We start from the raw sequence: 25285 nt of genomic DNA, 5'->3' as shown, positions 1-25285 counted from the left end.
GAAGCACATCCCGGCGGTCCGTTTCCGGCCGCCGGGGAGAGGTGGAGAGGTCAGACACCCCATGTCGTTTGGTGTCAAGCGGCAGGGGTGTGGGCGTGGTGCGACCAGGCGGTCGCTTCGTCGTAGAGGGTTCGGGTCTTGAGGCATCCGTGGAGGATGCCGACGAGGCGGTTGCCGAGCTGCCGCAGGGCCGGGTTGTAACCGGCCTCGCGGGCGCGTTGTTTGTCGTAGTAGTGGCGGGCGCCGGGCGAGGCGCGCAGGGCGGAGAACGCCTGGGTCTGCAACGCATCGGCGAGCCGGTTGTTGCGGACGTAGCGGGCCTGGACGGTATGGCTCTTGCCGGAGGCCCGGGTGATGGGGCTGGTGCCGGCGTAGTTCTTGCGGGCTTTGGCGGACGCGTAGCGGGTGGGGTCGTCCCCGAACTCGGCGAGCACCCGGGCGCCGGTGATCTCCGCGATGCCGGGCATCGAGAGGTAGATCTCAGCGTCTGGGTGCTTGAGAAAATGGGCCCTCACCTGCCCTTCCAGGTCGGCTATCTGCTCGTTCAGGGCGATCAGCAGCTTCGCGTGAGCGGTGACGGTGGCCGCGTAGGCGGTCGTGACCGGCTCGGGCAGGCCCAGCTGCCGTTCGCGCAGCGCGGCCTGGATCGTGGCCGCTTTCGCGTCCCGGTTGCGCCGGCGGGCACGGGCCAGAACGGCGGTGATCTGGGCACGGGTCAACTTCGCCCCGGCCGCCGGGGTAGGGGCCTTGATCAGCAGTTCCAGGGCGTCCGTGCTGGTCAGTGTGAGGTCCGCGTAGGCGGCCAGGGCGGCGGGGAAGTACTCGCGCAGCGTGCTGCGCAGCCGCTGGAACGTGCGAACGCGTTCCCAGATCAAGGTCTGGTGGGCGCGGGCGACGACCTTGACGGCCTGCGCCTGCTCGCTGTCCCCGGCCACCGGCCGCAGCTGGGCCCGGTCGATGCGGACCATGTCCGCCAGCGCGTGCGCGTCGCCCCTGTCGCTCTTGGCGCCGGAGGAGGCATAGCGTTCCTTGAACCGGGCGACCTGCCGCGGGTTGATGGCATAGACCTGGTAGCCGGAGGCGATCAGGGCCTGCACCCAGGAGCCGCGGTCGGTCTCGATCCCCACCACCACGTCGGCGGCATCCAGGCCCTCGCCGCCGTGCTTGGCCAGGAGCTCGTGCAGCTTCGCGATTCCCTCCACGCCCTCGGGCAGCCTCGCCGCGGCGAGTTTTCGGCCTGCCTCGTCCTGGACCTCGACGTCGTGGTGGTCTTCGGCCCAGTCATCGCCGATCAGCAGCAACTCGTCCTCCTGGTCAGGTGCTTTGCTCCATGCAGCCTGCGGAAGGCACGGCACGCGGCCTAATGGATCCAGTGCTCACGCCCCACTGCCCGGCGGGCACGCCACCCCATCAACGGTCTGGCCTCCCGGCCGACCAGCAGGGGCACGGTCTGACCTCAGAAGTCGAATGCTTCCGGCGTCGGTAGTGCTCACCTGCTGGCGGCTACGGACCCGAGCATTCCCCGGCTCCGTAGCTCCCATTAGGCGTCGGCAGCCGGCGAGCTGGTCGCTCGCGCGACTGCGGTGTGCCTGCAACAGGTCCTGACCTTCATGGAAGCCACGCTAGCAGGGGGCCGCCGGCCCGTCGCCGGGATTTCCGGCCCAGGGTCTCGGTCATGCGACTGACGGTTCTCGGCGGCTGGGCGGGGTGTGGCCTACGGCGGTCCGGGCGTGCAGCGGCTGTCGCGTCGAGGACGGCGGATTCCGGCTGCTGTGCGCCGATCTGTTCCTGTCGGAAGCCGCCTGCCTCCTCCAGGTGTCGGCCACCGAGACTCCCTGCCTGCTGACCGCCAGGATGGCCGGCCGGCATGCCCAACAGGCGGGCGCCGCCCGGCTGTTGCTCACCCACCTGCAGCCAGGCGCGAACGTCACCCTCGCCCTGGAGACGGCCGCGGAGGTTTGCCGGCAGCCGGTCGATCTCGCCGTCCCGGACCCGTGCGCCGGACCGGCCACTGGACCCGAGCGGTGCGGGGCGCCGACAGGTCCTAGGCCACCAACGCCGTGTGAATCCAGCCCGGTTGGGCCGTGGCCGCGGGCTGAGCCGCGCGGGCGAGCGAGCGCCGGTCGTCATGGCTGCCCGGTGCGATGGGCTGTTGTACGTCGACCTCGGCCACCAGCCCCCGCGCCGTCACCACCCGCCACACCGAGGCCAGCAGCGAGTCGTCGCCGATGAAGGCGGGCGCCGTGCTGGCCGTGCCCCCGGCGATCCGGTACTGCAGACGGACCGACTGGACGGGGACGCCCGCGTCGAGGGCGGACTGGAAGACGGCCCGGCGGAAGTCTCCCTGGGCGCGTCCGCACCAGGTGCTGCCCTCGGGGAAGACGGCGACCGCTCCCCCGTCGCGCAGCAGGTCCGCGATCCGGGCGACCGTGTCCGGCAGGGCGCGCAGCCGGTCGCGGTCGATGAACAGGGCGGCGCGCGCGGCGACCGGTCCCGCCACGGGCCAGTGCCGGATCTCGGCCTTGGCGAGCATGCGGGCCGGGCGGACGGTGGCGAGCAGCGGGATGTCCAGCCAGGAGATGTGGTTGGCGACCAGGAGCAGTCCGCCGGTGGGCGCGGCGGCGCCGGTGATGCGGATCCGGACCCCTGCGGCCCGTACGACCCACCGGCTCCACCGCCTCACCAGCTCGGCGGGGATCAGCCCGCCGAGCGGCGACAGCACGATCCCGGCGAGCACCAGGACCACGACTGCCGCCATCCGCAGCACGGCTCGCGGTACGGCCGTGGCGGACCCCGTCGGCTCGATGCACGCCCCCGGGGTGCAGGGCGCGCTGGGCAGCCAGACGCTCATCAGGACGGCACCAGCGAGAGGAAGTGCCGCAGATAGCGCGGGTTGATCCGGCGCATCGACAGCAGCACGTACATGTCGGCGACCCCGAAGTCCGGGTCGTGGGCGGGCTGTCCGCACACCCATGCACCGAGGCGGAGGTAGCCGCGCAGCAGGGCGGGCAGTTCGGCCGAGGCGGGGGCGGCCGCGGCGGCGTTCGGGACCCAGGGCAGCAGCGGCTGGACCCGGTACTCCTCCGGGGCCAGGTGCTTGCCCCGCACCCGCTCCCAGGTCGCGGAGGCGAGCGCGCCGCCGTCACCGAGCGGGACGGAGCAGCAGCCTGCCAGCCACTCGTGGCCGCGGTCCACCATGTAGCGGGCGATCCCGGCCCAGATGAGGCCGATGACGGCGCCGTCGCGGTGGTCGGGGTGGACACAGGAACGGCCGACCTCGACCAGGCCGGGCCGGATCGCGTCGAGCGCGGCCAGGTCGAACTCGCTCTCGGAGTACAGCCGTCCGGCGACGGCGGCGCGCTCCGGCGGCAGCAGCCGGTAGGTGCCGACGACCTGTCCCGTCACCTCCTCGCGCACGAGCAGGTGGTCGCAGTAGGCGTCGAAGGAGTCGATGTCGTGGCCCGGCTGCGGGGTGGTCAGCAGGGCCCCCATCTCTCCGGCGAAGACGTCGTGCCGCAGCCGCTGTGCGGCACGCACGTCGGCCTCGTCGCGGGCGAGGGAGACGGTGTAGCGGGTGGGTGCCGTGGGCTGCGGGGGACGGTCGAGCGTGGATACGCCGGTCATGGCTCTCTCCTGGTCACGGGCCGGGGCGGCGAGACGGGGCGGCTGAGCGGTGTCATGCGGTCCGCCGCCCCTGTTCTTCCGATGCCGACTGACCTTGGCGTGTCCGGCGCAGAGAGAGAGGGTGTGAGGTTGTTGAACGGCTCGGGCCGGGGCCTCGGCCATGGCCCGAACGGTCAAAAGGTGTCCGTCATTTCACCGGTGCGCAGCGCTCCGGCCATCCGCGGGCCTCCGTCTCGCCGAGCACGCGCTCCAGGACGAGATCTCCCGTCCACGAACACTACAGACCCCACACATGCGAGACGGGGCCGGGGAGCACCACTCCCGGCCCCGCCCGTCCGCGCCGGCCGGCGAACGCTCCGCTACCGCTTGGCCGCCTTCCGCGTGGCCCGCAGCCATTCCCTGTTCATGCTCGTGATGGACACCAGCGGGATGCCCTTCGGGCAGGCGGTGGCGCACTCGCCGGTCAACGTGCAGCCACCGAAGCCCTCCTCGTCCATCTGCGCCACCATGTCGAGCACCCTCGTCTCCCGCTCGGGCGCGCCCTGTGGCAGGACGTTGAGATGGTTGATCTTGGCGGAGGTGAAGAGCATCGCCGCCCCGTTCGGGCAGGCCGCCACGCATGCGCCGCAGCCGATGCACTCGGCGTGCTCGAACGCGAAGTCGGCGTCCGGTTTCGGTACGGGGGCGGCGTGGGCCTCCGGTGCGGCGCCGGTCGGGGCGGTGATGTAGCCGCCGGACTGGATGATGCGGTCGAAGGCCGAGCGGTCGACCACGAGATCCTTGATCACCGGGAAGGCGGAGGCCCGCCACGGTTCGATGTCGATCGTGTCGCCGTCCTCGAAGGACCGCATGTGCAGCTGGCAGGTGGTGGTGCGCTCGGGACCGTGCGCGTCACCGTTGATCACCAGGCTGCACGCGCCGCAGATGCCCTCGCGGCAGTCGTGGTCGAAGGCGACCGGGTCCTCGCCCTTGAGGATGAGCTCCTCGTTAAGGGTGTCGAGCATCTCCAGGAACGACATGTCGGAGGAGATTCCGTCCACCTCGTACGTGGACATGGCGCCGTCGGCGCCGGCGTTGCGCTGCCGCCATACGCGCAGGGTGAGCTTCATGCGTAGCTCCGCTGAGTGGGGTGGACATACTCGAAGACCAGGTCTTCCCTGTGCAGGGTCGGGGCCTCGCCCGTGCCCGTGAACTCCCAGGCCGCCGCATAGCCGAACTCGTCGTCCCTGCGGGCCGCTTCGCCGTCCGGGGTCTGCGACTCCTCACGGAAGTGGCCGCCGCAGGACTCGGCGCGGTGCAGTGCGTCGAGGCACATCAGCTCCGCGAGTTCGAGGTAGTCGACGACGCGGTTGGCCTTCTCCAGCGACTGGTTGAACTCCTCACCGGCACCGGGCACCTTGATGCGCCGCCAGAACTCCTCGCGGATCTGCGGGATGCGCTCCAGGGCCTTTCGCAGAGCGGAGTCGGTACGGGCCATGCCGCAGAACTCCCACATGAGTTCGCCGACTTCGCGGTGGAAGGAGTCGGGGGTGCGGTCGCCGTCGACGGACAGCAGCAGGTGGAGGCGGTCCTCGGTCTCGGCCAACACCTCCTGTACGACGGGGTGTTCGTCGGTCACCGGCTCGTGGTGCGGGTTGCGGGCGAGGTAGTCGTTGATGGTGGCAGGCAGCACGAAGTAGCCGTCGGCCAGGCCCTGCATCAGGGCGGAGGCGCCGAGGCGGTTCGCGCCGTGGTCGGAGAAGTTGGCCTCGCCGACCGCGAACAGGCCGGGGATGGTGGTCTGCAGGTCGTAGTCGACCCACAGACCGCCCATCGTGTAGTGCACGGCGGGGTAGATCCGCATCGGGACCGTGTACGGATCCTCGGCGGTGATCCGCGCGTACATGTCGAAGAGGTTGCCGTACTTCTCCTCGACCGCCTTGCGGCCCATCCGCTTGATGGCGTCGGCGAAGTCCAGGTACACGCCCTGCCCGCCGGGGCCCACGCCCCGCCCCTCGTCGCAGACGTTCTTCGCGGCGCGGGAGGCGATGTCGCGGGGCACCAGGTTGCCGAAGGACGGGTAGATGCGCTCCAGGTAGTAGTCGCGCTCGTCCTCGGGAATCCTGTTCGGCGGCCGGTCGTCGCCCTTGGCCCTGGGCACCCAGATCCGCCCGTCGTTGCGCAGCGACTCGCTCATCAGGGTGAGCTTGGACTGGTGGTCGCCGGTGCGCGGGATGCAGGTGGGGTGGATCTGCGTGAAGCAGGGGTTGGCGAAGTAGGCGCCGCGCCGGTGGGCCCGCCAGATCGCGGTGGCGTTGGAGTTCATGGCGTTCGTCGACAGGTAGAAGACGTTGCCGTAGCCGCCGCTCGCCAGGACGACGGCGTCCGCGAAGTACGTGTCGATACGGCCGGTGACCAGGTCCCGGGCCACGATGCCGCGGGCCTTGCCCTCGACGACGATCAGGTCGAGCATCTCGGTGCGCGGGTGCATCTCGACGGTGCCCGCGGCGATCTGCCGGCTGAGGGCCTGGTAGGCGCCGAGCAGCAGCTGCTGACCCGTCTGGCCGCGGGCGTAGAAGGTCCGGGAGACCTGTACGCCGCCGAAGGACCGGGTGTCGAGGAGGCCGCCGTACTCACGGGCGAACGGCACGCCCTGCGCCACGCACTGATCGATGATCTCGACGGAGATCTGCGCGAGCCGTTGCACGTTCGACTCCCGCGCCCGGAAGTCGCCGCCCTTGACGGTGTCGTAGAACAGCCGGTGGACGGAGTCGCCGTCGTTGCGGTAGTTCTTCGCCGCGTTGATGCCGCCCTGGGCGGCGATCGAGTGGGCGCGGCGCGGGGAGTCCTGGTAGCAGAACTGGACGACGTGGTAGCCCTGTTCGGCCAGCGTGGCACCGGCGGAACCTCCCGCCAGTCCGGTGCCCACCACAATCACCGTGTGCTTGCGCCGGTTGGCCGGGTTGACCAGTCTGGCCTCGAAACGGCGCTTGTCCCAGCGCTCGTTGACGGGGCCGGACGGTGCCTTGTCGTCGACTACCGGCTCTCCGGTCACGTAGTCCGCGTAAGAAGTCATGTCAGCTCACCACTCCGGTCATGACGCCCACCGGTACGGCGATGAAGCCGGCCGTGAGCAGCACTGCGAGGACGTTTGCGGAGGTCTTGAGGGCGCGGTCGCGGGCGCGGCTGCCGACGCCAAGGGTCTGGGCCGCGCTCCAGAAGCCGTGCCGGATGTGCAGGCCGAGGGCGAGCATCGCGACGATGTAGATGACGTTGCCGTACCAGGTGGAGAAGGTGTCCACGACGTTCTGGTACGGGTGGCCCTCCTGGAAGCCGCCCGGGTGCACGGTGCCGGTGGTCAGGTCGAGGATGTGCCACACGATGAACAGGCCGAGGATGATCCCGCCCCACCTCATGGTGCGCGTCGCGTAACTCGCTCCCGCCTTCTTGTGCACGTACTTGCTGGGCCGCGCCCTGATGTCGCGGCGGCTGAGCTGACAGGCGGCGACCGCGTGGGCGACGACCGCGGCCACCAGCACCACCCGGATCAGCCACAGCGTCCACTCGTAGTGCATGAAGGGCTCGCCGACGGTGCGCAGCCAGTGCGCGTAGTGGTTGAACTCGCCTGCCCCGAAGAAGATCTTCAGATTGCCGATCACATGGGCGACCAGGTACAGCAGCATGATCACGCCGCTGACGGCCATCACCGTCTTCTTGCCGACGGAGCTGTCCCATACGGTGCGCGCCATTGACGGCCGTCGGTCCGTCCGCGTTGCCAGAGCCATGGCTCAAGACGCTAGGGCCGAAGCACCTCATCGGTCCAAGACATGGTCCGGCTTGATTCCATAGGCTGTGGCTATCATCGGGCCATGCAGTTCCAGCAGCTCCAGTACTTCGTTGCGGTCGCGGAGACCCGGCACTTCACCCGGGCCGCGGAGCTCGTCCATGTCGCGCAGCCGTCCCTTTCCCAGCAGATCAAGGCACTGGAGCGGGAACTCGGGGCGGGTCTGTTCCTGCGGGCACGCGGCAACATCACGCTCACCGACGCGGGCGAGGCGCTGCTGCCGCTGGCCCGCCGCATCCTGGCCGACGCGGACACGGCCCGGCACGAGGTGCAGGAGCTGGTGCAGCTGCGCAGCGGCCGGGTCCGGCTGGGCGCGACGCCCAGTGTCTGCACCGGGCTGCTGCCTGACGTGCTGCGCGCCTTCCACGACCGCTACCCGGGCATCCGGCTGCTGATCGAGGAGGGCGGCTCCCATGATCTCGTACGGGAACTCGCCCGCGGCGCCCTCGACCTCGCCCTGGTCGTCCTGCCGCTGCCGACGCCCTCCCCGGCGCTGACGACCGTGGAGCTGCTGCGTGAGGACCTGGTGGTGGTGTCCTCGCCGGAGGCGCCCGCGCCCGGCGGCCCGGGCCGACGCACGGTCCGCGTCGGCGATCTGGAGGGCGAGCGCCTGGTGATGTTCCGGCACGGCTACGACCTGCGGGAACTGACCGTGGCAGCGTGCCGCGCCGAGGGCTTCGAACCCGACTTCGCGGTGGCGGGCGGGGAGATGGACGCCGTGCTGGGCTTCGCCCGGGCGGGCCTGGGCGTGGCCGTCGTACCGCGCATGGTCGCCACGCGGTCCGGACGGGGTCTACGGGTCACCCCGCTCGCCCGCCCCGGACTGCACCGCACGATCGCCCTGGCACACCGCAGCGACGTGGCCCCGCCCCGGGCCGCCCGCGAACTCCAGCGGATGCTCCTGGAGCGGTGAGGCCGTGTCGGTGCCGTGCGTCAGCCCGTCGCGTCCACCAGCGCCAACTCGTGCAGCCGGTCCGGCGGGCCCGGGCGGGCGTAGTACCAGCCCTGCGCCGTGTCGCAGCCCAGTATCCGCAACTGCTCGGCCTGGGCGCCGGTTTCCACGCCCTCCACCGTCACCGCGAGGTCGAGGCTGTGGGCGAGGGAAACGATCCCTTCGACGATCTTGAGGTCGACGGGGTCCGCCGGGAACTGCTGCATGCTCTGGGTGAAGGAGCGGTCCAGCTTGAGGATGCTGACCGGGAGGCGGCGCAGGTTCGCCAGGTTCGAGTAGCCGGTGCCGAAGTCGTCCAGGGCGATGTCGACGCCCATTTCGGCAAGCCGGCGCAGTGGCTTGAGCAGGTCGTCGTCGGCGCCGATGAGGGCGGACTCGGTGACCTCAAGGCACAGCGCGTCCGGTGCGACGCCCGCGCGCTCCAGGATGTCGACGGTGTCCTGGACCAGGCCGGGGTGGGTGAGCTGGCAGGGCGAGAGGTTGACGTTGATACGGAGCGGGCCCGCATCGTCGTACCGTTCTCGCCACTCGCGGGCCTGGCGCACCGACTGCTCCAGCACCCAGCGGCCCAACGGGACGATCAGGCCGGTGTGTTCAGCGAGCGGAATGAAGCGGTCCGGGCCGAGGACGCCGTGCTGCGGGTGCAGCCAGCGCACCAGCGCCTCGGCGCCGCGCACGCTGCCGTCGCCGAGGTGGACGAGCGGCTGGTACTCGATGAAGAACTCGCCCCGGTCCAGCGCCGTCGGCAGCGCGGTGGTCAGCCCGTGCCGGGTGATGGCGCGGGCGTCGGCCTCCTCGTCGGCGAGCTCGAAGCGGTTGCCGCCCGCCGACTTGGCCCGGTACATGGTGATGTCGGCGCTGCGCAGCACCTCCGCCGGGCTGCGCTCCCCCGCCGGCCCCTCGACGATGCCGATGCTGCCGCGCACGGTGAGGTCACGGCCGTCGATGCTGATCGGGGTGACCAGCGCGTTCATGATGCGGGCGGCGAGTTCGTCGACCTCGTGCTCGGTGTCGGCGCCGGTGGTCAGCGCCACGAACTCGTCGCCGCCGAGCCGGGCGACCATCTCGCCGGGCGCGGTCGTGCACCCCTGCAGCCGGTCGGCGACCTCGACGAGCATCCGGTCGCCGGCCGCGTGTCCGAGGCTGTCGTTGACGGTCTTGAAGCCGTCGAGGTCGAGGTAGCACAGGCCGAAGCGCTGGCCGCTGCCCGCGCCCAGCGCCTTCTCCAGGCGCTCGAAGAAGAAGGTGCGGTTGGGCAGGCCGGTGAGCGCGTCGTGGGTGGCCTCGTAGCGCAGCCGCAGATTGAGCAGCCGGCGTTCGGTGGTGTCCTCCATGAGGGCCAGCTGGTACTGCGGGGTGCCGTCCGCGTCGCGCAGCAGGGAGACCGTCAGGTTGGTCCACAGGACCGTTCCGTCAGGCCGGTAGAACGCCTTCTCGAGGTGGTAGTGCTCGCGCTCGCCGCGGACGAGTTCGTCGTAGAGCGTCCAGGTCTGCGGCGCGTCCTCGGGGTGGGTCCACTCCCGGACCCTGCGGCCGCGGATCACCTCGTCGGTCAGACCGAACATGCGCAGCAGGGCGCCGTTGACCTGGAGGACGTTGCCGTCGAGGTCGGCGATGCCGATTCCTATGGCCGCGCCCTCGAAGACCGCGCGGAAGCGGGCCTCGGTGTCGTGCAGCGCCTGCGCCACCAGGCCCTGCGCCTTCAGGGCGGCCGCGGAGATCGCCTCCTGCTCGGCCAGCGTCCGTTCGCGCAGCGCCTGCGCGAACCCGGCGGCCATGGCGTGCTGCAACCGCGCCGAACGCACCCGCAGTTCCTCCCGGTCGCCGTCCTCGCCGCAGTAGAGCACCAGGTAGGCGTCGACGCAGTCCAGGGTGCGGGTGAGCGCCTCCGGGTCGGTGCAGTGTGCGCCGACGAGGGCCGCGCCGACGGCTCTGCCCTCGCCCGCGTCGAGTGTCCGGGTGTGCAGCGCCTCGCTCAACCGCCGGGCCAACGGCAGGAGTTGCTGCTCGAACTCCGGCCGGGTCAGCGACGTCGACGTCACCGGGAAGACCGCCCGGCTCCAGATCGTCGCGAACCTGCGCAGTCTGTCGAGGGGCCCGTCCTGCTCCGCGGTCACGCCGTACGCCCCACGCCGGCGAACCCGGAGAAGGCATAGGGATCCTCGTCCTCCGGTGCCGTCTCCGGCCGCCAGTGCGGCATCGACACCAGTCCCGGTTCCACCATGTCGTACCCCTCGAAGAACCGCGCGATGTCGTCGCGCGAACGCATGATCAGCGGGTTGCGAATGTCCTTGTACACGTCCACCGTGCCCGCCGCCCGCTCGGCGGGGAGCGGGATTCCCTCGTACGAGGCATGGGTGAGGATCAGCAGGCTGCCGGGCGCGAGCGCGTCGCGCAGTTCGGCCACCGCCCCGTACGGGTCGTCCTCGTCTTCCACGAAGTGCAGTATGGCAACGAGAAGCAGCGCCACTGGCCGGTTCAGGTCGATCAGGCGCCCCACCTCGGCGCTCGCGAGGATCTCCTGGGGCTTACGGAGGTCGGCGGCGATGACGCCCGCGCCCTCGTTGCCCGCGAGGACCGCCTCGCTGTGCGCGACGGCGACCGGGTCGTGGTCGACGTACACGACGCGCGCGCCGGGCCGGGCCGACTGGGCCACCTCGTGGGAGTTGCCGAAGGTGGGAATGCCCGAACCGATGTCCAGGAACTGGTCGATGCCCTCGCCCACGGCGAAGCGCACGGCCCGGCGCATGAAGGCACGGTTCGCCTGCATGATCTTGGGCAGCCCCGGCATGAACTCCATCGCCTTGCGGGCCGCCTCCCGGTCGACCTCGAAGTTGTGCGAACCGCCCAGGTAGTAGTCGTAGATGCGCGAGACGCTCGGCACCGAGATGTCGATGCTTCGTGGGGCCCAGGCGGGACGCTCCATCTATCTCTCCAAGGCGTTGGCGATCCGGTGTTCGAGCTGAGGCTACTGATCGCCTGCCAACAGGGCGAGCCGAAACGGAAATTGACCGTCCGTTCCCGGTCACTGCCTGTGGCACTTGCCGCATTCGTCCGGTACTGCGCCGCCCCTGGGACCGGCCCCCGGCCCTCCAGCCGCACAACGCAAAGAGGTCCGCCCCCTCCGTGCGGTGCGGAGGGGGCGGACCACGGTCGTACGCGCGTCCGGTGCAATCAACCCTGGGGAGGTGACGGCTACTTCTTCGGCGCGCCGACCGGCTTTCCGTCGGGCGCCATGGCGTACCACGTGCCGCCCACGCCCTGGCCGTTGGTCTGCCCGGGTGCGTTGTCACCGGAGAAGGTGTACGCCGGCCAGCAGTCGACGGTCATCTGCTTGACGCCGTCGGGGCGGGTGAAGCCCATCAGGCCCTTCTTCTCGATGCCCTTGGTGTCGTTGGGCTCGACCGGGGCGACGGCCGGCCACTTGTCCAGGCAGGAACCGGTGCAGTTGGAGATCGGGTCGGGCCAGGCCACGTCCTTCAGGAAGCGGTAGACCGTCATGCCGTTCTTGTCGACGACGATCTTGCCGAGCTTGGGGTCGGTGCGCACGGACAGACCCGGCAGGCTCGCGAGCGTGGCCTTCTTGCCGTCGGGGGCGAGCGCGTACCACTTGCCGCCCACGCCCTGACCGGTGGTGTCCCCGGCCTTGGAGTCCTTCGCATAGCGGTACGCGGGCCAGCCGCTGATGGTCAGCTGCTTGGTGCCGTCGGCCCGGGTGACCTCACCGAGCAGTGCCTTGTCGATGCCCGCCCCGGCCGTGGCGTCGTCCGCGGGAACCGGCGGCCAGGTCTTGGCACAGTCGCCGTCGCAGCTCGACTTGGGCGGCTCGGCGGTGTCCGCGTCGAAGCGGTACAGGGTCAGACCGCCGCCGTCCGTCAGCACCTTGCCCAGCTCGGCGTTCTGGGTGACGGCAAGCTTGCCCGCGGCCGAGGCCTGGGCCGCGGAGCCCTGCCCGTCGGCCCCGTAGCCGTTGCTGGGGCTGGCGGCGGTCGTGCCACCGGCGCCGACGCTGCCGTAATCGCCCGCCGCGGCCGTGGCCCCCACGTTCTGACTGCCCACGGAGGAAGTGCCGCTGTCCTGGCCGCACGCCGTCGTCAGGGCCAGCATGGCCGCGGCGCCCACCACATACGAGGCGCTCCGCCAGGAGGTCTTCATCGTCAACAACTCCCCATAATCACAACGGTGTTGCAGCGCCCTGCTGCGCCGCTGCACGAGCATGGGTACGAACGGGACCGGTGGTTGTGTTCAACCGCCTCACAAATTTCTTTCCCGAACCCGTGACACCGGCACCCCAACTCGCACATACGTACGCATCTACGGCCGCCCGGGTGCACGCCGGTCAAACCACCGCACGCCCTTCATCCCCCGTTCGGGCCAATCTCGGCGCGCTCCGGCACGCCTCGGCGCGCCAAGGCTCATGATCTTCGTCGTGTATGGACCCGAACCGAACCAAACCGCCTTCGCCGCAAGGGCGTTGGCGGTGGTGACGTTGACCTGGCTGCTGGTGGGAGCACCGGCCGGCCCGGCGACGGCCGACGCCTGCGCATACGCCTCGGCCGGCCCGGACGGCATACAGGCGGTGGCGGTCGCCGGAGACCTCTCCTGGCCGACTCCCCCGATGTGCCCCCCGCCCGAGCCGACACCGTCCCCCACACCGGCACCCAAGCCCACGCCGACACCACCCCGGCCGAAGCCGCCTCCTCCGACGCCCACGCCCACCCCGAAACCGACACCGAAGCCGCCACCGAAACCCGAACCGCCGCACGCCTCGCCCTCTCCGGCGCCTGGGCGGCCCGCGCCACCTCGCCCGACCCCGAGTCCGGCTCCGCCGCCCGCGCCGGCCCCTCCGGCTCCGCCCCCCGCCCCGAGGCCGCCGGCGAAGCCGACCCCCCGTCCGGTCGCGGCCCCGCTGAGCTACCCGCACTACCGGACGCCGGTACGCAAGAGCCCGTCGCACGGCCCCGCGTCACCGATCGTCTTTGTCCTGATCATCACGGCGCCCGCCGTGATCGCCGTCGCCGCCCTGCGGCCGCGCTGATTTCTGGAGGCATCTCTTGCCGGAATGGCTTGTTCTCACCCTCGCGATGCTGGCCGCCTGCGCCGTCGTGGTCATCATCACCTTCGTGCGGCACCGGGCCGCGCCCGAGGACGAGGACCCCAACGAGACCCCGGACGTCATCGAGTACATGACCATGTGGATCGGCGTGGTGTACGCCATCGTCCTGGGCCTGGCCATCGCCGGGGTGTGGGAGGGACGCAGCGCCGCCCAGGACCATGTGCAGGCGGAGGCCGTCGCACTGCACGAGATCTCGGAGCGGGTGCGGGTCTATCCGGCCGACGTCCGTGACCGGATTCGGGACGATGTCAACGCCTATGTCGGACAGGTCGTCAACACCGAGTGGAAGACAATGGCCGACGACGGCCGCCTCACCTCGCGCGGCGACGAACTCTTCGCCCGCATCCGCCAGGACGTCACCGACTACCAGCCGAGGACGGACTTCGAGGCCCAGGCGTACCAGCCGCTCCTGGACCAGGTCACCGCGGCGGACCAGGCCCGCAACGCCCGGGCCGACTCCATGGGGGCGACCATGCCGGGTGTGGTGTGGTTCGGGCTGCTCGCCGGGGCCGTGGTCACCATCGGGATGATCTTCGCGCTGCAGATCCGGCGCACCATGCGTGAACTGATCCTCGCCGGGATGTTCTCCGCTCTGATCGCCTTCCTGCTGTTCCTCATCTGGGACTTCGACGCGCCGTACACCCGGGGCATCACCGCCTCGGCGTCACCGTTCTTGAATCTCTTCCCGCACATCCAGTCCTGACCGGCTCTCACCCGACGAACCGCCCGCCGGGGGACGCGCGCCACGCCGCCACCGTCCCCTGGCCGACCCACCAGGTTGCCCCATTCGCGCTACTCCGATCGCGCGCACGCACACCTGTTCCTAGCGTTTCGGTTATCGAGGTGCATTTTCCCTGAAAGCGGAAAGGGTCCGCAGCTGCTCCTCGGGGACCGGAGGAACATCATGCGCGCGATACGCGTCGCTTCGGCCGCACTGCTGGGCGTCGGCGCCCTGGCCCTCTCCGCACCGGCCGCCGTCGCCGGAGACGACGGCCACCACTTCACACCTTTCGCCTTCAGCGTCCTGCCCTCGACCGCCGCGGCCGGTGCCCAGGTCACGCTTCATGTGAACCGGGACGGCGACTGCAAGGGACCTGCGACGGTCAGATCGGCGGTGTTCGACACGGTCACCATCCGGCCGGGCAGTTCCTGGGCACAGGCGAAGGTCGACTGGGACGCCAAGCCGGGCGCCGTGTACCGGGTGACGTTCACCTGTGACGGCGCCAGCGGTTCCACGGATCTGACCATCGCCGGCGGCCACCCGCACCACCCGACACCCGTACCGGTCAACCCCACGGTGGTGCCCGTCACTCCCAGCCGCGGCGTGCACGCCGGTGAGGGCGGCAGCCTCGCCGGGTTCGACCTCAAGGAGATCGGGATGGGCGCGGCGCTCATCGCGGGCTCGGTCGGGGCGGCGTACCACTTCTCGCGCCGCCGCAACGGCGAGGACGACGCCTGAGGACAGACAGGCCTTCGCCCCGGAACCCTGGGCAGGTTCCGGGGCGAAGGCCTGTCGGCGTGCGAGCAGTTGTCCGAAGCGGGAAGGTCGGATCCGGGGAGGGGTCAGATGCGCCTCTCGGACCTCCGGCGCAACCAGAACACCCCGCCGGCCACGACGGCCGCGGCCACGAGCCCGCCACCGATCGCCACGTCGGTCGGCGTCGCCCCGCTGGAGCTGCTGCCGCCGAGACCGCCCTGGACGCCGCCGATGACGGTGAAGGCGGCAGGGTTCGTCAGGGTCTTGCCGTTGCAGTTGACGGTGATGCTGTGCGAACCCGTCCGCGCGTTCCTGTTGACCGTCGCGGTGCCCCTGGCCGTGTTGGTGTTTCTGACCGGGGTCAGAGGCGTGGGCTGGAACGCCTCCGAGGTCGCCGTGCCGCCGCCAGGGCAGCCGTCGACGGTGATGGTCAGCTGACCGCCACGGGCGATGACACTGGGCAGGGCGACGATGTTGGTCGGGCTGATGTTCATGCCGTCCCGCGCGGCGGCCACCGGCGCGGTGAGGCCGAGGGCGGCGACGGCGGCGGCAGAGACCGCCAGGGCACGATGAGTACTCATGTGATCCTCCGCGGAAGACGCCCCGGGGCCCGTCCCCGGTCTGTCGGCGAGAAAGCGTCTCCCAGAAAAACCCTCAGTTGCCCTGGACGTGCCCGCATTTCGGCGATGGTCCGTCCTGGTGAGAGGACACGCCGGGCCATTGCCGCACAATCGGATATCGCCGCAGGTCACGGACCGTCAGAAAATTCCTCGTCCGCCGCAACTCGGATGGCGCACCCGAAGCGCCGAGGCCACCCGTTCGCTTCCGTCCCGTCGCCGGTTTCACCCGCGGCATTTAGCGTTGTCCTCATGCGCGAATGGCGGGGCGACGGCCGCGTCGAGAGGGGAAACGAATGTCTGCGTCCGAGTTGGCCGAACTGGCTGAAGAGGAGGAGCGGCGGAAGAAGCGTGCTCCTTGGGGCGTGATAGCGCTTGTTCTGCTGACCGGCCTCGCGCTCATTCGTAACGGCTCGGGAGAGTTCGACGTGGGTCCGCCGCAGCCCGCCTCCGCGGCCGCCGCCGACAGCCGCGTCCCCGGCGCCCCGGGCACCGTCCAGCCGCTGCCGTACGCCCTGCCCGACCGGGTCAGGATCCCCACGATCCGGGTCGACGCACCGGTCCTTCCCGTCGGCCTGGACTCGGACGGCTGGGTCGCGGCGCCGCCCCCGGAGGACCCGAATCTGGCGGGCTGGTTCACCGGCGGCGTCTCTCCCGGCGAGAAGGGCACCGCGGTGGTGGTGGGCCACGTCGACAACAAACAGGGCCCTGCCGTTTTCTACAACCTCGGCGCCCTGAAAAAGGGAAGTCGTGTCGAGGTCGCCCGGAAGGACGGAAAGACGGCCGTGTTCGAGATCTACGGCATCGAGGTCTTCGACAAGAACAACTTCCCCGGCGACCGCGTCTACGCGTCAAAAGGCGGCCCGGAACTGCGGGTCATCACCTGCGGGGGCGGATTCTCGAAGCAGCACGGTTACGACGGGAACGTCGTCGTCTTCGCCCGCCTGGTCGAGGTCCGCTGAGCGTTTTCCCGACCGGGCGGACGGAATCCGGTTATGCGTGTCGCCTTCTCGGCAGGGTGATGTGGTAGCCGGAATCCAGTAGTTGCGGAAGATAGGAGCGCAGGGCCCGGACACTCTGGGAACGGTTGCCCCCGGCGTCGTGCGACAGCACCACGACACCGGGGGCGGCGCCGTTTTCGACACGGTGGACGATGGTGCGGGTGCCGGGGGTGGTCCAGTCGAGGCTGTCGACCGTCCAGGCGAGGGGCTCCATGCCCATCTCCGCGCCGAGTTGGAAGGCCGCGCGGTTCCAGGCACCGTAGGGGGCCCTGAACCACACGGGCCGCTCCCCGTACGCCTTCTCGATGACGTCGCTGGTGCGCTCCATCTCGGAGCGGATCCGGGAGCGTTTGAGACGGGTCAGCAGGGGATGGGTCCAGGTGTGGTTGCCGACGATGTGGCCGTCGTCGGCCATCCGGGCCAGCAGGTCCTGGTTGTCGACGGCCATCTCCCCGCACACGAAGAACATGGCGCGGACATCGTGCTCGGCCAGAGTGTCCAGGATGTGCGGGGTGTAGCGGGGGTCGGGTCCGTCGTCGAAGGTCAGCACCATCGTGCGACCGCGGCCGGACATGCGCAGGAACGGCTCGTGCCGCACGGGCGTCCTGCCGGGTGCCGCACGCGGCGGCCCCCCGTACCCGGTCAGGGGCCGAAGACGATAGGCGGAGGGCCTGAGCGAGCCGGCCTGGGGGCCGGCGGCGGGGGCAGCGGGGGCGGGGGCTCGCCGGACCGGCTCCTCGCCCCCAGTCATCGCGAGGGCGCCACCGGTGCCGGCCGCGCCCAGAACGGCGGCGCCCGCGATCAACGCCCGGCGCCGCGTGAGCAACTGATCCTTCTGCATGACTCATCAGTCGCCCGCCCGAAGGCCGACGCTCCCCAGCAACACCGAATCGGCGGCAGAAATCCACCTGCCTGGCCCAAGCAGCCGGGCCCGGTCGCGGTGTGTCGCCGGCACGGGGGCGTGAACTCGCTTTCGGCGTCCCGAGGTTCCGGAGGATGCCGGCGGGTACCGGCGTGTGCCGGCGGGCGCGCACCGCAGGCGTGGGCGGTCAGCGACGGCGTACCAGGGGGAACGGCAGCGTCTCGCGGATCGTCAGGCCCGTGAGGAACATGACCAGCCGGTCGACGCCGATGCCCAGGCCTCCGGTGGGCGGCATCGCGTATTCGAGGGCGTCGAGGAAGTCCTCGTCCAGCTCCATCGCCTCGGGGTCTCCCCCGGCGGCCAGCAGTGACTGGGCGGTGAGGCGGCGACGCTGTTCGACGGGGTCCGTCAACTCGGAGTAGGCGGTGCCGAGTTCAGTGCCGAAGGCGACCAGGTCCCAGCGCTCGGCCAGTCGCGGGTCGGTGCGGTGCTGGCGGGTCAGAGGGGAGACGTCGGTCGGGAAGTCCTTGTAGAAGGTGGGGAGTCGGGTCTTCTCCTCGACGAGGCGTTCGTACATTTCGAGTACGACGTCGCCGCGGCCGTCGTCGGCGGTGTACGGGACGCCGGCCCGGTCGCACAGCCGTAGCAGCGCCTCCAGGTCCGTGTCCGCGTCGATCTCCTCCCCCAGCGCCTCGGAGATCGCGCCGTGGACCGTCTTGACCGGCCAGGCCCCGGAGATGTCGTACACCTTGCCGTCCTTGTGGGCGACGGGTGAGCCGAAGGCGGCGGTGGCCGCGCCCTGGATCAGTTCACGGGCGAGGTCGAGCATCACGTCGTAGTCGGCGAAGGCCTGGTAGGCCTCCAGCATCGTGAACTCGGGGTTGTGCTTGTAGGAGACGCCCTCGTTGCGGAAGGTGCGGCCCAGCTCGAAGACCTTCTCCATCCCGCCGACGCACAACCGCTTCAGATACAGCTCGGGGGCGATACGCAGGTAGAGGTCGAGGTCGTAGGCGTTGATGTGGGTGGTGAAGGGGCGGGCGTTGGCGCCGCCGTGGATCTGCTGCAGCATCGGCGTCTCGACCTCGAGGTAGCCGCGCTCCAACAGGCCCTGGCGCAGGGCCTGTACGGCGGTGGAGCGGGCGCGGACCACCGCGCGGGCCTCGGGGCTGGAGACCAGGTCGAGGTAGCGCATGCGGACCTTGGCCTCGGGGTCGGCGAGGCCCCTGCGCTTGTCGGGCAGCGGGCGCAGGCACTTGCCCACGAGCTGCCAGGAGGTGACGAAGACGGTCAGCTCGCCCTTGTCGCTGATGCCCGCGCGGCCGGTGGCGGTGATGTGGTCGCCGATGTCGGTGTCGGCGGTGAAGCGGTCCAGGGCGGGACCGGAGTCCTCATGGGTGAGGGCGAGTTGGCGGTCGCCTGACCAGTCGCGCAGTACGGCGAAGACGATGCCGCCGAAGTCGCGGACCAGCATGATGCGGCCCGCGACGGTGACCTGCTCGCCCTCGCGGACGTCGGCGAGGGCGTGGGTGCGCTGCGGTATGCCGACGGGGTAGGGGTCGGTGCCGTCGGCGCGCAGCCGGTCGAGGGTGCGGTGCCGGATGCGGACCTGTTCGGGCAGGCCGGCATGCGGATCGCCGGGCCCGGCCTCGTCCCCTCCGGCGAGGCCGAGCGCCGACAGCGACGGCAGGCCCTCGGTCGTCGCGGGCCTGGACGCGCCCCTCGGGTGCCCCTTTCCCCAGAGTTTGCGCAGGGACGGTACGGAAACGAAGCCTTCGGCGATGGCGGAGGCCAGGCCGATACGGGCGAGCGAGCCGGTGTCCCCGTAGCAGATGAAGCGGGGGTACCACTCGGGGTGGTACTTGGCGTTGGAGCGGTACAGGGCCTCCAGCTGCCACCAACGGGAGAAGAACAGCAACAGGCGCCGCCACAGCCTGAGGACGGGTCCGGCGCCGATGCGGGCGCCCTCCTCGAAGGCCGAGCGGAAGACGGCGAAGTTGAGGGAGATCCTGCGGACGCCCAGCTTCGGGGCGGCGGCGCACAGGTCGGCGACCATGAACTCCATGACCCCGTTGGGTGCGCTGCGGTCACGGCGCATCAGGTCGAGGGAGACGCCGTCGCGGCCCCAGGGCACGAAGGAAAGCAGGGCGAGGAGGCGGCCGTCCTCGCTGAGGGCTTCTACGAGGAGGCAGTCGCCGTCGGACGGGTCGCCGAGGCGGTCCAGGGCCATGGAGAAGCCGCGTTCGGTCTCGGTGTCGCGCCAGGCATCGGCCTTGTCGACGACCGCCTCCATCTCCTCGTCGGTCAGGGTGGCGTGGCGGCGGACGCGGCAGTGGGCACCGGTGCGGCGGACCCGGTGCACGGCCTGCCGGGTGACCCGCATGTCGCGGCCGTCGAGGTCGAAGCCGGCGACGTTCAGGATCGCCTCGTCGCCGAGTTGCAGCGCGCCGAGTCCGGCGCGGGCGAAGGCCTTGGCGCCGTCCTCCGAGGCGCCCATCGCGGCGGGGGCCCAGGCGTGTCGGCGGGCCACGTCCAGCCAGGCGGCGATGGCGTGCGGCCACGCCTCACGGTCGCCCACGGGGTCACCGCTGGCAAGGCAGACGCCGGCTTCGACGCGGTAGGTGACGGCGGCCTTGCCGCTGCGCGAGAAGACGACGGCCTTGTCGCGGCGGGTGGCGAAGTAGCCGAGGGAGTCCTGCTCGCCGTAGGCCCCCAGGAGGGCGCGGAGGCGGGGCTCCTCGTCACCGTGCAGGGCGGATTCCATTCGCTGCGAACGGAACAGGGTGGCGGCGGCGTTGAGCAGGGCGAGGGCGCCGAACAGGCCGAGCAGGAAGAACAGGGCTCGGGGTGGGCGGCCGTCGAAGGAACGGCCCGAGACCAGACCGCCCAGGACCCGGTTGGCGGCCCATGGCAGGCGCTGGCCGCGTGGGAGCGTGCCGGGGAACAGCTCCACCAGGCCCCAGCCGACGAGGATGCCGACGGCGAGCCCGGCGAGCAGCACGAGCAGGGCGCGTCGGACGGCGGCGCGGCGGGAGGCGGCGTAGAACTCCCGGCGGGCGACGATCAGCAGGGTCAGCGCGAGGGAGCAGACGACGAGCGAGGGGATGGACTCGGCGTACAGGCCCAACGCCACGCCGAGGACGTCGTCGAGGACCAGCAGTCCCAGGTAGACGACGACCAGCCACCAGGCGATCTTCTTGCGGGCGGCGGTCGCGGCGGCGAGCAGGAAGAGGAAGACGGCGTAGGCGAGGTTGGCGCTGACCGGGACGATGAGCAGGTCGAGGAAGCGGACCACCGGGCGCAGCAGGGCGCGCAGCGGTGGGATGAGCGCCAGCAGCACGCAGAGCAGTCCGAGGGCGCCGAAGAAGGCCGCGAAGGCCTCGGGCACCTTGCTCATCGGCCCGTGGCCGGGCGGCCGTATCCGGCCGGTGGTGTCCTTGGGCGGAGAGACCTCCGCTGTGGCACTCATGGTTCCGACTGTAGGAAGGGCACGGCTGCCGCGCCCGTCGAGAGGTCCCGCATGACGGGGGGACCTGGGGCTTCCGATAGCCTCGCAGCCGTGACGGAACAGCACTCCAACCAGTTCGAGCGGGGCACCGACGGGCCCAAGGTCATCGTGGTCGGAGTGGACGGCTCCGACTCCTCACTGCGCGCCGCGGCATATGCCGGCGGCCTGGCCCGGCGCCAGCATGCGCTGCTCGCCGTCGTGTACGTGCAGCCGGTGATGGCGGCCGGTGCGGCCATGGGGGTGCCGGTCGCCGAGACGACGGACGCGATCGCGGAGGACCTGGTCGCCCAGATCCGGGACGCGACCGAGCGGATGAAGGGGATATTCGACGTCCGCTGGGAGTTCCACACGTTCCGCGGTGACCCGTACGGCGGCCTGGTGAAGGCGGCCGACGAGCTGAAGGCGGACGCGGTGGTGGTGGGCGCCTCGGAGCAGGCAGGGCACCGGATCGTCGGCTCGGTGGCCATCCGGCTGGTGAAGGCCGGACGGTGGCCGGTGACCGTGGTGCCGTAGGCGTCACGGTCACCGGCCACGGAACACGGCTTCTTCACCCGGCTCGGCGAGGACGGCCATGCGGTTGTCCGCTTCGGTCCTTCGCGGCGTCGAGCGATCGGGGCAGCACCCGTGGAACGTCTGGGTGAAATGCGTGCCGTAGGGGGTGAACACGGGCGCGTCACCTCCCCACAGCGGGCGGGCCCCGGCACTGAAGGGCGGCTGGCGGAAACAAGGGGCGACCGCCGGCGCCGGGGCTCCGCTCTCCGCCCCGCTGCGCCCCGGCTGCCCGCCCGCGTCGCGCACGCCGAGCCGCTCGTCGGCATCGGCCTCCCCGAGCCCGTCCTGAGAGGCGGTCCGCGCGGGCATGGTCCGGCCTACTGCCCCATCGCCAGCCCGTCCTTCGCGGCGCCCCGGCTGAGCACCACGTCCCGGATCGCGTCGCGTACGGCCTTCACCTCCGCGCCCTGGGCGAGCGCCTGGTTGAGGTTCACCACCCGTCCGGCGTCGACGTCGAACATCTGCGGAATGAACTCCGCCTTGGTGACCTCCCAGCGGCCCCCCGGCCGGGCGGGCCGGGTGAAGGTGAAGCGGCCGAGGGTGGACTCGTTGCCGCGCGGGTCCTGGGCTCCGGCGTTGTCGGCCATCTCGCCTGCGATCTGATCGCCCATGCCGTAGACGACCCAGGTGCCGTTGACCTTCTCGTACGCCTGCGGGACGTGGGCGTGGGTGCCGAGGATGAGGTCGACGTCGGGGCGCCCGCCCGTGCGGGAGGCGGTCAGCTGCTGGGACAGCGCGAGCTGTTGCCGGTCGGGCGCGTCCTGCCATTCGGTGCCCCAGTGCAGGGAGACGACCACCACGTCGGCGCCCGCCCGCCGGGCCGCCCGGGCGTCCGTGATGATGCTGTTCTCGTTCATCAGGTTCACGGCCCACGGCTGGCCCTGCGGCAGCGGATGGCCGCCGGTGTCAAAGGTGTAGGCGAGGTGGGCGACCTTGGCGGGGCCTGCGCGCAGGATCGTGACGGTGCGCGCCTCGGCCTCGGTGCGTGCCGAACCGGTGTGCCGCACACCCGCGCGGTCGAGGGCGTCGAGAGTGCGGCGGACACCGTCGGCTCCGTCGTCGAGGCTGTGTTCGGAGGCCGTGGAGCAGCCGTCGTAGCCGGTCGCTGCGAGGCCCTGGGCGATCTCGGGCGGGGACTTGAAGACGGGGTGGTCGGTGTAGTCACCGTTCGCCCCGTAGACGGTCTCCATGTGACACAGCGCCAGATCGGCGCGGGAGATGACGGGTTCGACGCCCTGGAGCATCGGACGGAAGTCGTAGCCGGTGCCACCGGCGTCGAAGCGCGCACGGTCGATGACCGTGCTGTGCGGGAGGACGTCGCCGGAGGCGACCAGCGTGAATCCGCGGGCTGCGGACTGGGCCGGGGCCGGCCGTCCGGCGGTGGACGGTTGGTGGTGCCGGGCCTGGCAGGCGGCGCCCGCTGCCAGCAGGGCCGTCAGGGCCAGGGCAACCTGTCGTCTGCGTGCAATCATCAGCTCACCCCACTGTGGTCCTATTTACGGACAAATAGGTACGAACTTCTGGGCGCCCCCAAACAACCCCGGCCCACCGATTAGCCCGTCCGGCGCCCGTGAACAGGCCTCCAGGACCGCGTCCGGCGGTGTCCGGAACCGTTCGTCGAACCGTTCGTCGACGCGATCGACCGTCCGCCGCAGAGCCTGGTGCGGACCCTGTCCCAAACCGGTCCACTGCGATGCCATACGCCCATGACGGCCGGAACCACCCTCACGAACGGGACGACCGCCGACCACGAGCTCGCCGCACTGCAGCGGGAGCACGGCCGGCCCCTCTTCGCGCTCCTGCTCCGGCTCTGTGACGGCGACCGGCAGCGGGCCGAGGACCTCGTGCAGGAGACCCTCGTCCGCGCCTGGCAGCATCCCGAGGCGCTGCGCGCCGACGACTTCGATTCCGTACGGCCGTGGCTCATGACCGTCGGACGACGGCTCGCCATCGACGCGCGACGGGCCCGGCAGGCACGGCCGCCCGAGGTCGGGGACGCGATCCTGGAGAACGCCCGGGTGATCGGCGACCACGCCGAGCGGGCGGCCGCCGCCCTCGACGTACGCGAGGCTGTGAAGACACTCACTCCGCAGCACCGTGAAGTCCTGGTGCTCGTGTACTTCCAGGGGGCGAGTGTTGCGGAAGCCGCCGAAACCCTCGGAATCCCTGCCGGTACCGTGAAGTCCCGCGCGTACTACGCGCTGCGCGCCCTGCGCCGGGTGCTTCCGGGATATTCGGCCGACCTGCGGTGAAACCGTCGGCTGAGTCAAACCTCCGTAAAGCGCCTTGCTGAGGACCCCGGTTGAGCAATCAGCTGTCCTCATCCGTGTTCCGGACTGGGGGCTCGGGGGGCCTCACACAGGGGCCCGGATTCGGGCGACGCGCACGCACCGGAGGAAGGCAGGAAGGGATGCTGCACAGAGGTCAAGAGAGCACGGACGGCACCGGCGGCGGTGAACTGGTCGTCCCCATGGCCTGGCTGTACGCCGAGTACATCGCCGACGAGTTGCTGCGGACGGGCGACCTGATGCCACCGACGTCCTTCGAGTTCCGCGCCGGGCGGGACGCCCTGGCGCTGACCGTCTTCCTCTCGGACACGGACGGCGAGCTCCCCGGCATCAGGGTGGTCACCCAGCTGGAGACCTGGCTGTCGCTGACGGCGTACGACCAGCCGTGGCAGGACTGGGTGCGTGAGCGGATGACCGCGGTCGCCGCCGAAGCGGCCGAGTCCGGCGGCTGTGTTCCGGACTTGGAGCTTGCTGAGGCGGCCTGGCGCTGGCTGGAGGAGACCGAGCTGCTCGCGCCCGACCTGAACGCGGTGCCGGGCGGGGCCGGGGCGGCCGGCGAGGACGAGGGCCCGAAGGTGTGGACGAAGGCGTGGCAACTGGGTCTGCCGCTCGGTCACCTCGCCATCCACCTTTTTTAGCCTTGTTGAGATTCGGGCCAATCCGCGGCCCTGACGGCTCCGAATCACTTGCTTGCGATTCTGTAGGTGCCTTGAGTGATTCGGCTGTCTGGTGCGTACCGGTGGGAGCAAGGAGTAACCCCACCCACACCCAACGGCACGAGGATTCGGCATGAGGTCCCAGGAGAGGCATCGCGACGTCGCCGCGTACGCGCTCGGCGTGCTGGACGAGGCGGACGCCTTCCGCTTCGAGGACCACCTCATGGAGTGCACGCGCTGCGCGGCCTCCGTGACCGAATTCGGACCCATCACCCGGCAGATGATGCTGTATCGCCGGTCGACGCCACGGTTCGTGAGTCCCCTGACCCGGCCCGGCCCCCAGCTGCTGGACCGGCTGCTGGCCGCGGTGGCGACCCGGCACCGGGCCGGACGCCGGCGCTTCCTGTACGCCGTGGCCGCGTCCCTGGTGATCGGGGTGGCCGGGCCCGGGCTCACGATGATGGCGGAGGGCAGCACGCGCAACGCGGCCGTACGGATGGCGGCGACCGACACGAAGTCGGGCGTGTGGGCCCAGGTGACGACCCAGGACGAGAAATCGGGCAGCCGGGTCAAGTTGGAGGTGAAGGACGGCGCGGGCCCGCGTTCCTGTCGTCTGATCGCCATCGGCCGCGACGGCTCCGAACAGACCGTCAGCAGCTGGACCGTCCCCGGCCACGACGCCCGCCCGATCACCGTCCAGGGCAGCTCGGCCATGCACACCGGTGAGATCGCCCGGTACGAGGTGCGCACCGCGACCGGGGAACACCTCGTGACGCTCCAGCACGGCTGAGCGCACCGCTGGAAGTGCCGAT

General features: G+C 70.9%; 22 protein-coding genes. 8 read left to right on the top strand and 14 right to left on the bottom strand.

What is annotated here, in order from left to right; translation table 11 throughout:
• Positions 1 to 74: 74 nt before the first annotated feature.
• The 6 genes from OOK07_RS38655 to OOK07_RS38630 form a co-directional block, all read right to left on the bottom strand.
• On the bottom strand, positions 75 to 1301 hold the full coding sequence (locus OOK07_RS38655) for an IS110 family RNA-guided transposase (protein ID WP_266801861.1): 1227 nt from the start codon (positions 1299 to 1301) through the stop codon (positions 75 to 77).
• Positions 1302 to 2044: 743 nt separating this feature from the next.
• A complete protein-coding gene (locus OOK07_RS38650) occupies positions 2045 to 2851 on the bottom strand; it encodes a lysophospholipid acyltransferase family protein (RefSeq protein ID WP_266801200.1) in 807 nt (268 codons plus the stop codon).
• Positions 2851 to 3624, bottom strand: coding sequence for a GNAT family N-acetyltransferase (locus OOK07_RS38645; RefSeq protein WP_266801198.1), 774 nt, complete (start codon positions 3622 to 3624; stop codon positions 2851 to 2853). Before OOK07_RS38645 ends, OOK07_RS38650 begins: the two co-directional genes overlap by 1 nt.
• Before the next feature lie 359 nt (positions 3625 to 3983).
• Positions 3984 to 4733 (bottom strand): succinate dehydrogenase/fumarate reductase iron-sulfur subunit, encoded by a 750-nt coding sequence (locus OOK07_RS38640; protein WP_266801196.1) that lies wholly within the window; start codon positions 4731 to 4733, stop codon positions 3984 to 3986.
• On the bottom strand, positions 4730 to 6679 hold the full coding sequence (locus OOK07_RS38635; RefSeq protein WP_266801194.1) for a fumarate reductase/succinate dehydrogenase flavoprotein subunit: 1950 nt from the start codon (positions 6677 to 6679) through the stop codon (positions 4730 to 4732). The genes OOK07_RS38640 and OOK07_RS38635 overlap by 4 nt, the downstream gene beginning before the upstream one ends.
• A 1-nt stretch (position 6680) precedes the next feature.
• Positions 6681 to 7352, bottom strand: a complete 672-nt coding sequence (locus OOK07_RS38630) for a succinate dehydrogenase (RefSeq protein WP_266801193.1) — start codon at positions 7350 to 7352, stop codon at positions 6681 to 6683.
• A gap of 120 nt (positions 7353 to 7472) precedes the next feature.
• On the opposite strand from OOK07_RS38630, the gene OOK07_RS38625 reads away from it, so the two are divergent.
• On the top strand, positions 7473 to 8360 hold the full coding sequence (locus OOK07_RS38625; protein WP_266801192.1) for a LysR family transcriptional regulator: 888 nt from the start codon (positions 7473 to 7475) through the stop codon (positions 8358 to 8360).
• Between the two features lie 20 nt (positions 8361 to 8380).
• Here OOK07_RS38625 and OOK07_RS38620 read toward each other — a convergent pair whose 3' ends face one another.
• The 3 genes from OOK07_RS38620 to OOK07_RS38610 all read right to left on the bottom strand — a co-directional run bounded on the left by OOK07_RS38620 (position 8381) and on the right by OOK07_RS38610 (position 12554).
• Entirely contained in the window at positions 8381 to 10516 is a 2136-nt protein-coding gene (locus OOK07_RS38620) for a putative bifunctional diguanylate cyclase/phosphodiesterase (protein ID WP_266801191.1), read from the bottom strand.
• The gene (locus OOK07_RS38615) at positions 10513 to 11325 is read right to left on the bottom strand and encodes an SAM-dependent methyltransferase (protein WP_266801189.1); all 813 of its coding nucleotides are present in this window, start codon (positions 11323 to 11325) and stop codon (positions 10513 to 10515) included. Before OOK07_RS38615 ends, OOK07_RS38620 begins: the two co-directional genes overlap by 4 nt.
• Positions 11326 to 11594: 269 nt before the next feature.
• Positions 11595 to 12554 (bottom strand): SCO0930 family lipoprotein, encoded by a 960-nt coding sequence (locus OOK07_RS38610; protein WP_266801187.1) that lies wholly within the window; start codon positions 12552 to 12554, stop codon positions 11595 to 11597.
• A gap of 899 nt (positions 12555 to 13453) precedes the next feature.
• On the opposite strand from OOK07_RS38610, the gene OOK07_RS38605 reads away from it, so the two are divergent.
• On the top strand, positions 13454 to 14218 hold the full coding sequence (locus tag OOK07_RS38605) for a bestrophin-like domain (RefSeq protein WP_266801185.1): 765 nt from the start codon (positions 13454 to 13456) through the stop codon (positions 14216 to 14218).
• A 201-nt stretch (positions 14219 to 14419) separates the two neighbouring features.
• Entirely contained in the window at positions 14420 to 14974 is a 555-nt protein-coding gene (locus OOK07_RS38600) for a hypothetical protein (RefSeq protein ID WP_266801183.1), read from the top strand.
• Positions 14975 to 15078: 104 nt separating this feature from the next.
• Here OOK07_RS38600 and OOK07_RS38595 read toward each other — a convergent pair whose 3' ends face one another.
• Positions 15079 to 15573, bottom strand: a complete 495-nt coding sequence (locus OOK07_RS38595; RefSeq protein ID WP_266801181.1) for a hypothetical protein — start codon at positions 15571 to 15573, stop codon at positions 15079 to 15081.
• A 332-nt stretch (positions 15574 to 15905) separates the two neighbouring features.
• On the opposite strand from OOK07_RS38595, the gene OOK07_RS38590 reads away from it, so the two are divergent.
• On the top strand, positions 15906 to 16571 hold the full coding sequence (locus OOK07_RS38590) for a class F sortase (RefSeq protein WP_266801179.1): 666 nt from the start codon (positions 15906 to 15908) through the stop codon (positions 16569 to 16571).
• Positions 16572 to 16602: 31 nt separating this feature from the next.
• Here the strand turns inward: OOK07_RS38590 and OOK07_RS38585 are convergent, their stop codons facing one another.
• Together OOK07_RS38585 and lysX are read right to left on the bottom strand one after the other, a co-directional pair.
• Positions 16603 to 17451: a polysaccharide deacetylase family protein gene (locus OOK07_RS38585; RefSeq protein WP_266801178.1), complete on the bottom strand. Its 849-nt coding sequence runs from the start codon at positions 17449 to 17451 to the stop codon at positions 16603 to 16605.
• A gap of 208 nt (positions 17452 to 17659) precedes the next feature.
• The gene (gene lysX / locus OOK07_RS38580; RefSeq protein ID WP_266801177.1) at positions 17660 to 20938 is read right to left on the bottom strand and encodes a bifunctional lysylphosphatidylglycerol synthetase/lysine--tRNA ligase LysX; all 3279 of its coding nucleotides are present in this window, start codon (positions 20936 to 20938) and stop codon (positions 17660 to 17662) included.
• A 90-nt stretch (positions 20939 to 21028) separates the two neighbouring features.
• On the opposite strand from lysX, the gene OOK07_RS38575 reads away from it, so the two are divergent.
• Positions 21029 to 21490 (top strand): universal stress protein, encoded by a 462-nt coding sequence (locus OOK07_RS38575; protein WP_266801176.1) that lies wholly within the window; start codon positions 21029 to 21031, stop codon positions 21488 to 21490.
• 9 nt (positions 21491 to 21499) lie between these two features.
• Here the strand turns inward: OOK07_RS38575 and OOK07_RS38570 are convergent, their stop codons facing one another.
• Both OOK07_RS38570 and OOK07_RS38565 read right to left on the bottom strand, forming a co-directional pair.
• Positions 21500 to 21838, bottom strand: coding sequence for a hypothetical protein (locus OOK07_RS38570; RefSeq protein WP_266801175.1), 339 nt, complete (start codon positions 21836 to 21838; stop codon positions 21500 to 21502).
• Positions 21839 to 21846: 8 nt separating this feature from the next.
• Positions 21847 to 23001: a CapA family protein gene (locus OOK07_RS38565; RefSeq protein ID WP_266801173.1), complete on the bottom strand. Its 1155-nt coding sequence runs from the start codon at positions 22999 to 23001 to the stop codon at positions 21847 to 21849.
• Between the two features lie 234 nt (positions 23002 to 23235).
• Here OOK07_RS38565 and OOK07_RS38560 point away from each other — a divergent pair, with 234 nt between their 5' ends.
• From OOK07_RS38560 to OOK07_RS38550, 3 genes are all read left to right on the top strand, one after another.
• Complete coding sequence (locus OOK07_RS38560; protein ID WP_266801172.1) at positions 23236 to 23781, top strand: sigma-70 family RNA polymerase sigma factor; 546 nt, start codon at positions 23236 to 23238, stop codon at positions 23779 to 23781.
• 158 nt (positions 23782 to 23939) lie between these two features.
• Entirely contained in the window at positions 23940 to 24455 is a 516-nt protein-coding gene (locus OOK07_RS38555; RefSeq protein WP_266801170.1) for a hypothetical protein, read from the top strand.
• A gap of 151 nt (positions 24456 to 24606) precedes the next feature.
• Positions 24607 to 25263, top strand: a complete 657-nt coding sequence (locus tag OOK07_RS38550; protein WP_266801169.1) for a zf-HC2 domain-containing protein — start codon at positions 24607 to 24609, stop codon at positions 25261 to 25263.
• Positions 25264 to 25285 lie beyond the last annotated feature (22 nt).

The sequence above is a fragment of the Streptomyces sp. NBC_00078 genome, from assembly GCF_026343335.1.
Classification (GTDB): Bacteria; Actinomycetota; Actinomycetes; order Streptomycetales; family Streptomycetaceae; genus Streptomyces.
The sequence above is the reverse complement of the archived record's forward strand: the minus strand, read 5'-3'. Positions and strand labels throughout refer to the sequence as shown.

Bases quoted from the DNA above. Each gene is read 5' to 3' on its own strand.
- OOK07_RS38560 (WP_266801172.1), top strand. From the start codon at position 23,236: ATGACGGCCGGAACCACCCTCACGAACGGGACGACCGCCGACCACGAG.
- lysX (WP_266801177.1), bottom strand. From the start codon at position 20,938: ATGAGTGCCACAGCGGAGGTCTCTCCGCCCAAGGACACCACCGGCCGG.
- OOK07_RS38645 (WP_266801198.1), bottom strand. From the start codon at position 3,624: ATGACCGGCGTATCCACGCTCGACCGTCCCCCGCAGCCCACGGCACCC.
- OOK07_RS38595 (WP_266801181.1), bottom strand. From the start codon at position 15,573: ATGAGTACTCATCGTGCCCTGGCGGTCTCTGCCGCCGCCGTCGCCGCC.
- OOK07_RS38635 (WP_266801194.1), bottom strand. From the start codon at position 6,679: ATGACTTCTTACGCGGACTACGTGACCGGAGAGCCGGTAGTCGACGAC.
- OOK07_RS38600 (WP_266801183.1), top strand. From the start codon at position 14,420: ATGCGCGCGATACGCGTCGCTTCGGCCGCACTGCTGGGCGTCGGCGCC.
- OOK07_RS38555 (WP_266801170.1), top strand. From the start codon at position 23,940: ATGCTGCACAGAGGTCAAGAGAGCACGGACGGCACCGGCGGCGGTGAA.
- OOK07_RS38625 (WP_266801192.1), top strand. From the start codon at position 7,473: ATGCAGTTCCAGCAGCTCCAGTACTTCGTTGCGGTCGCGGAGACCCGG.
- OOK07_RS38610 (WP_266801187.1), bottom strand. From the start codon at position 12,554: ATGAAGACCTCCTGGCGGAGCGCCTCGTATGTGGTGGGCGCCGCGGCC.
- OOK07_RS38630 (WP_266801193.1), bottom strand. From the start codon at position 7,352: ATGGCGCGCACCGTATGGGACAGCTCCGTCGGCAAGAAGACGGTGATG.
- OOK07_RS38590 (WP_266801179.1), top strand. From the start codon at position 15,906: ATGTCTGCGTCCGAGTTGGCCGAACTGGCTGAAGAGGAGGAGCGGCGG.
- OOK07_RS38570 (WP_266801175.1), bottom strand. From the start codon at position 21,838: ATGCCCGCGCGGACCGCCTCTCAGGACGGGCTCGGGGAGGCCGATGCC.
- OOK07_RS38615 (WP_266801189.1), bottom strand. From the start codon at position 11,325: ATGGAGCGTCCCGCCTGGGCCCCACGAAGCATCGACATCTCGGTGCCG.
- OOK07_RS38585 (WP_266801178.1), bottom strand. From the start codon at position 17,451: ATGCAGAAGGATCAGTTGCTCACGCGGCGCCGGGCGTTGATCGCGGGC.
- OOK07_RS38550 (WP_266801169.1), top strand. From the start codon at position 24,607: ATGAGGTCCCAGGAGAGGCATCGCGACGTCGCCGCGTACGCGCTCGGC.
- OOK07_RS38565 (WP_266801173.1), bottom strand. From the start codon at position 23,001: ATGATTGCACGCAGACGACAGGTTGCCCTGGCCCTGACGGCCCTGCTG.
- OOK07_RS38640 (WP_266801196.1), bottom strand. From the start codon at position 4,733: ATGAAGCTCACCCTGCGCGTATGGCGGCAGCGCAACGCCGGCGCCGAC.
- OOK07_RS38650 (WP_266801200.1), bottom strand. From the start codon at position 2,851: ATGAGCGTCTGGCTGCCCAGCGCGCCCTGCACCCCGGGGGCGTGCATC.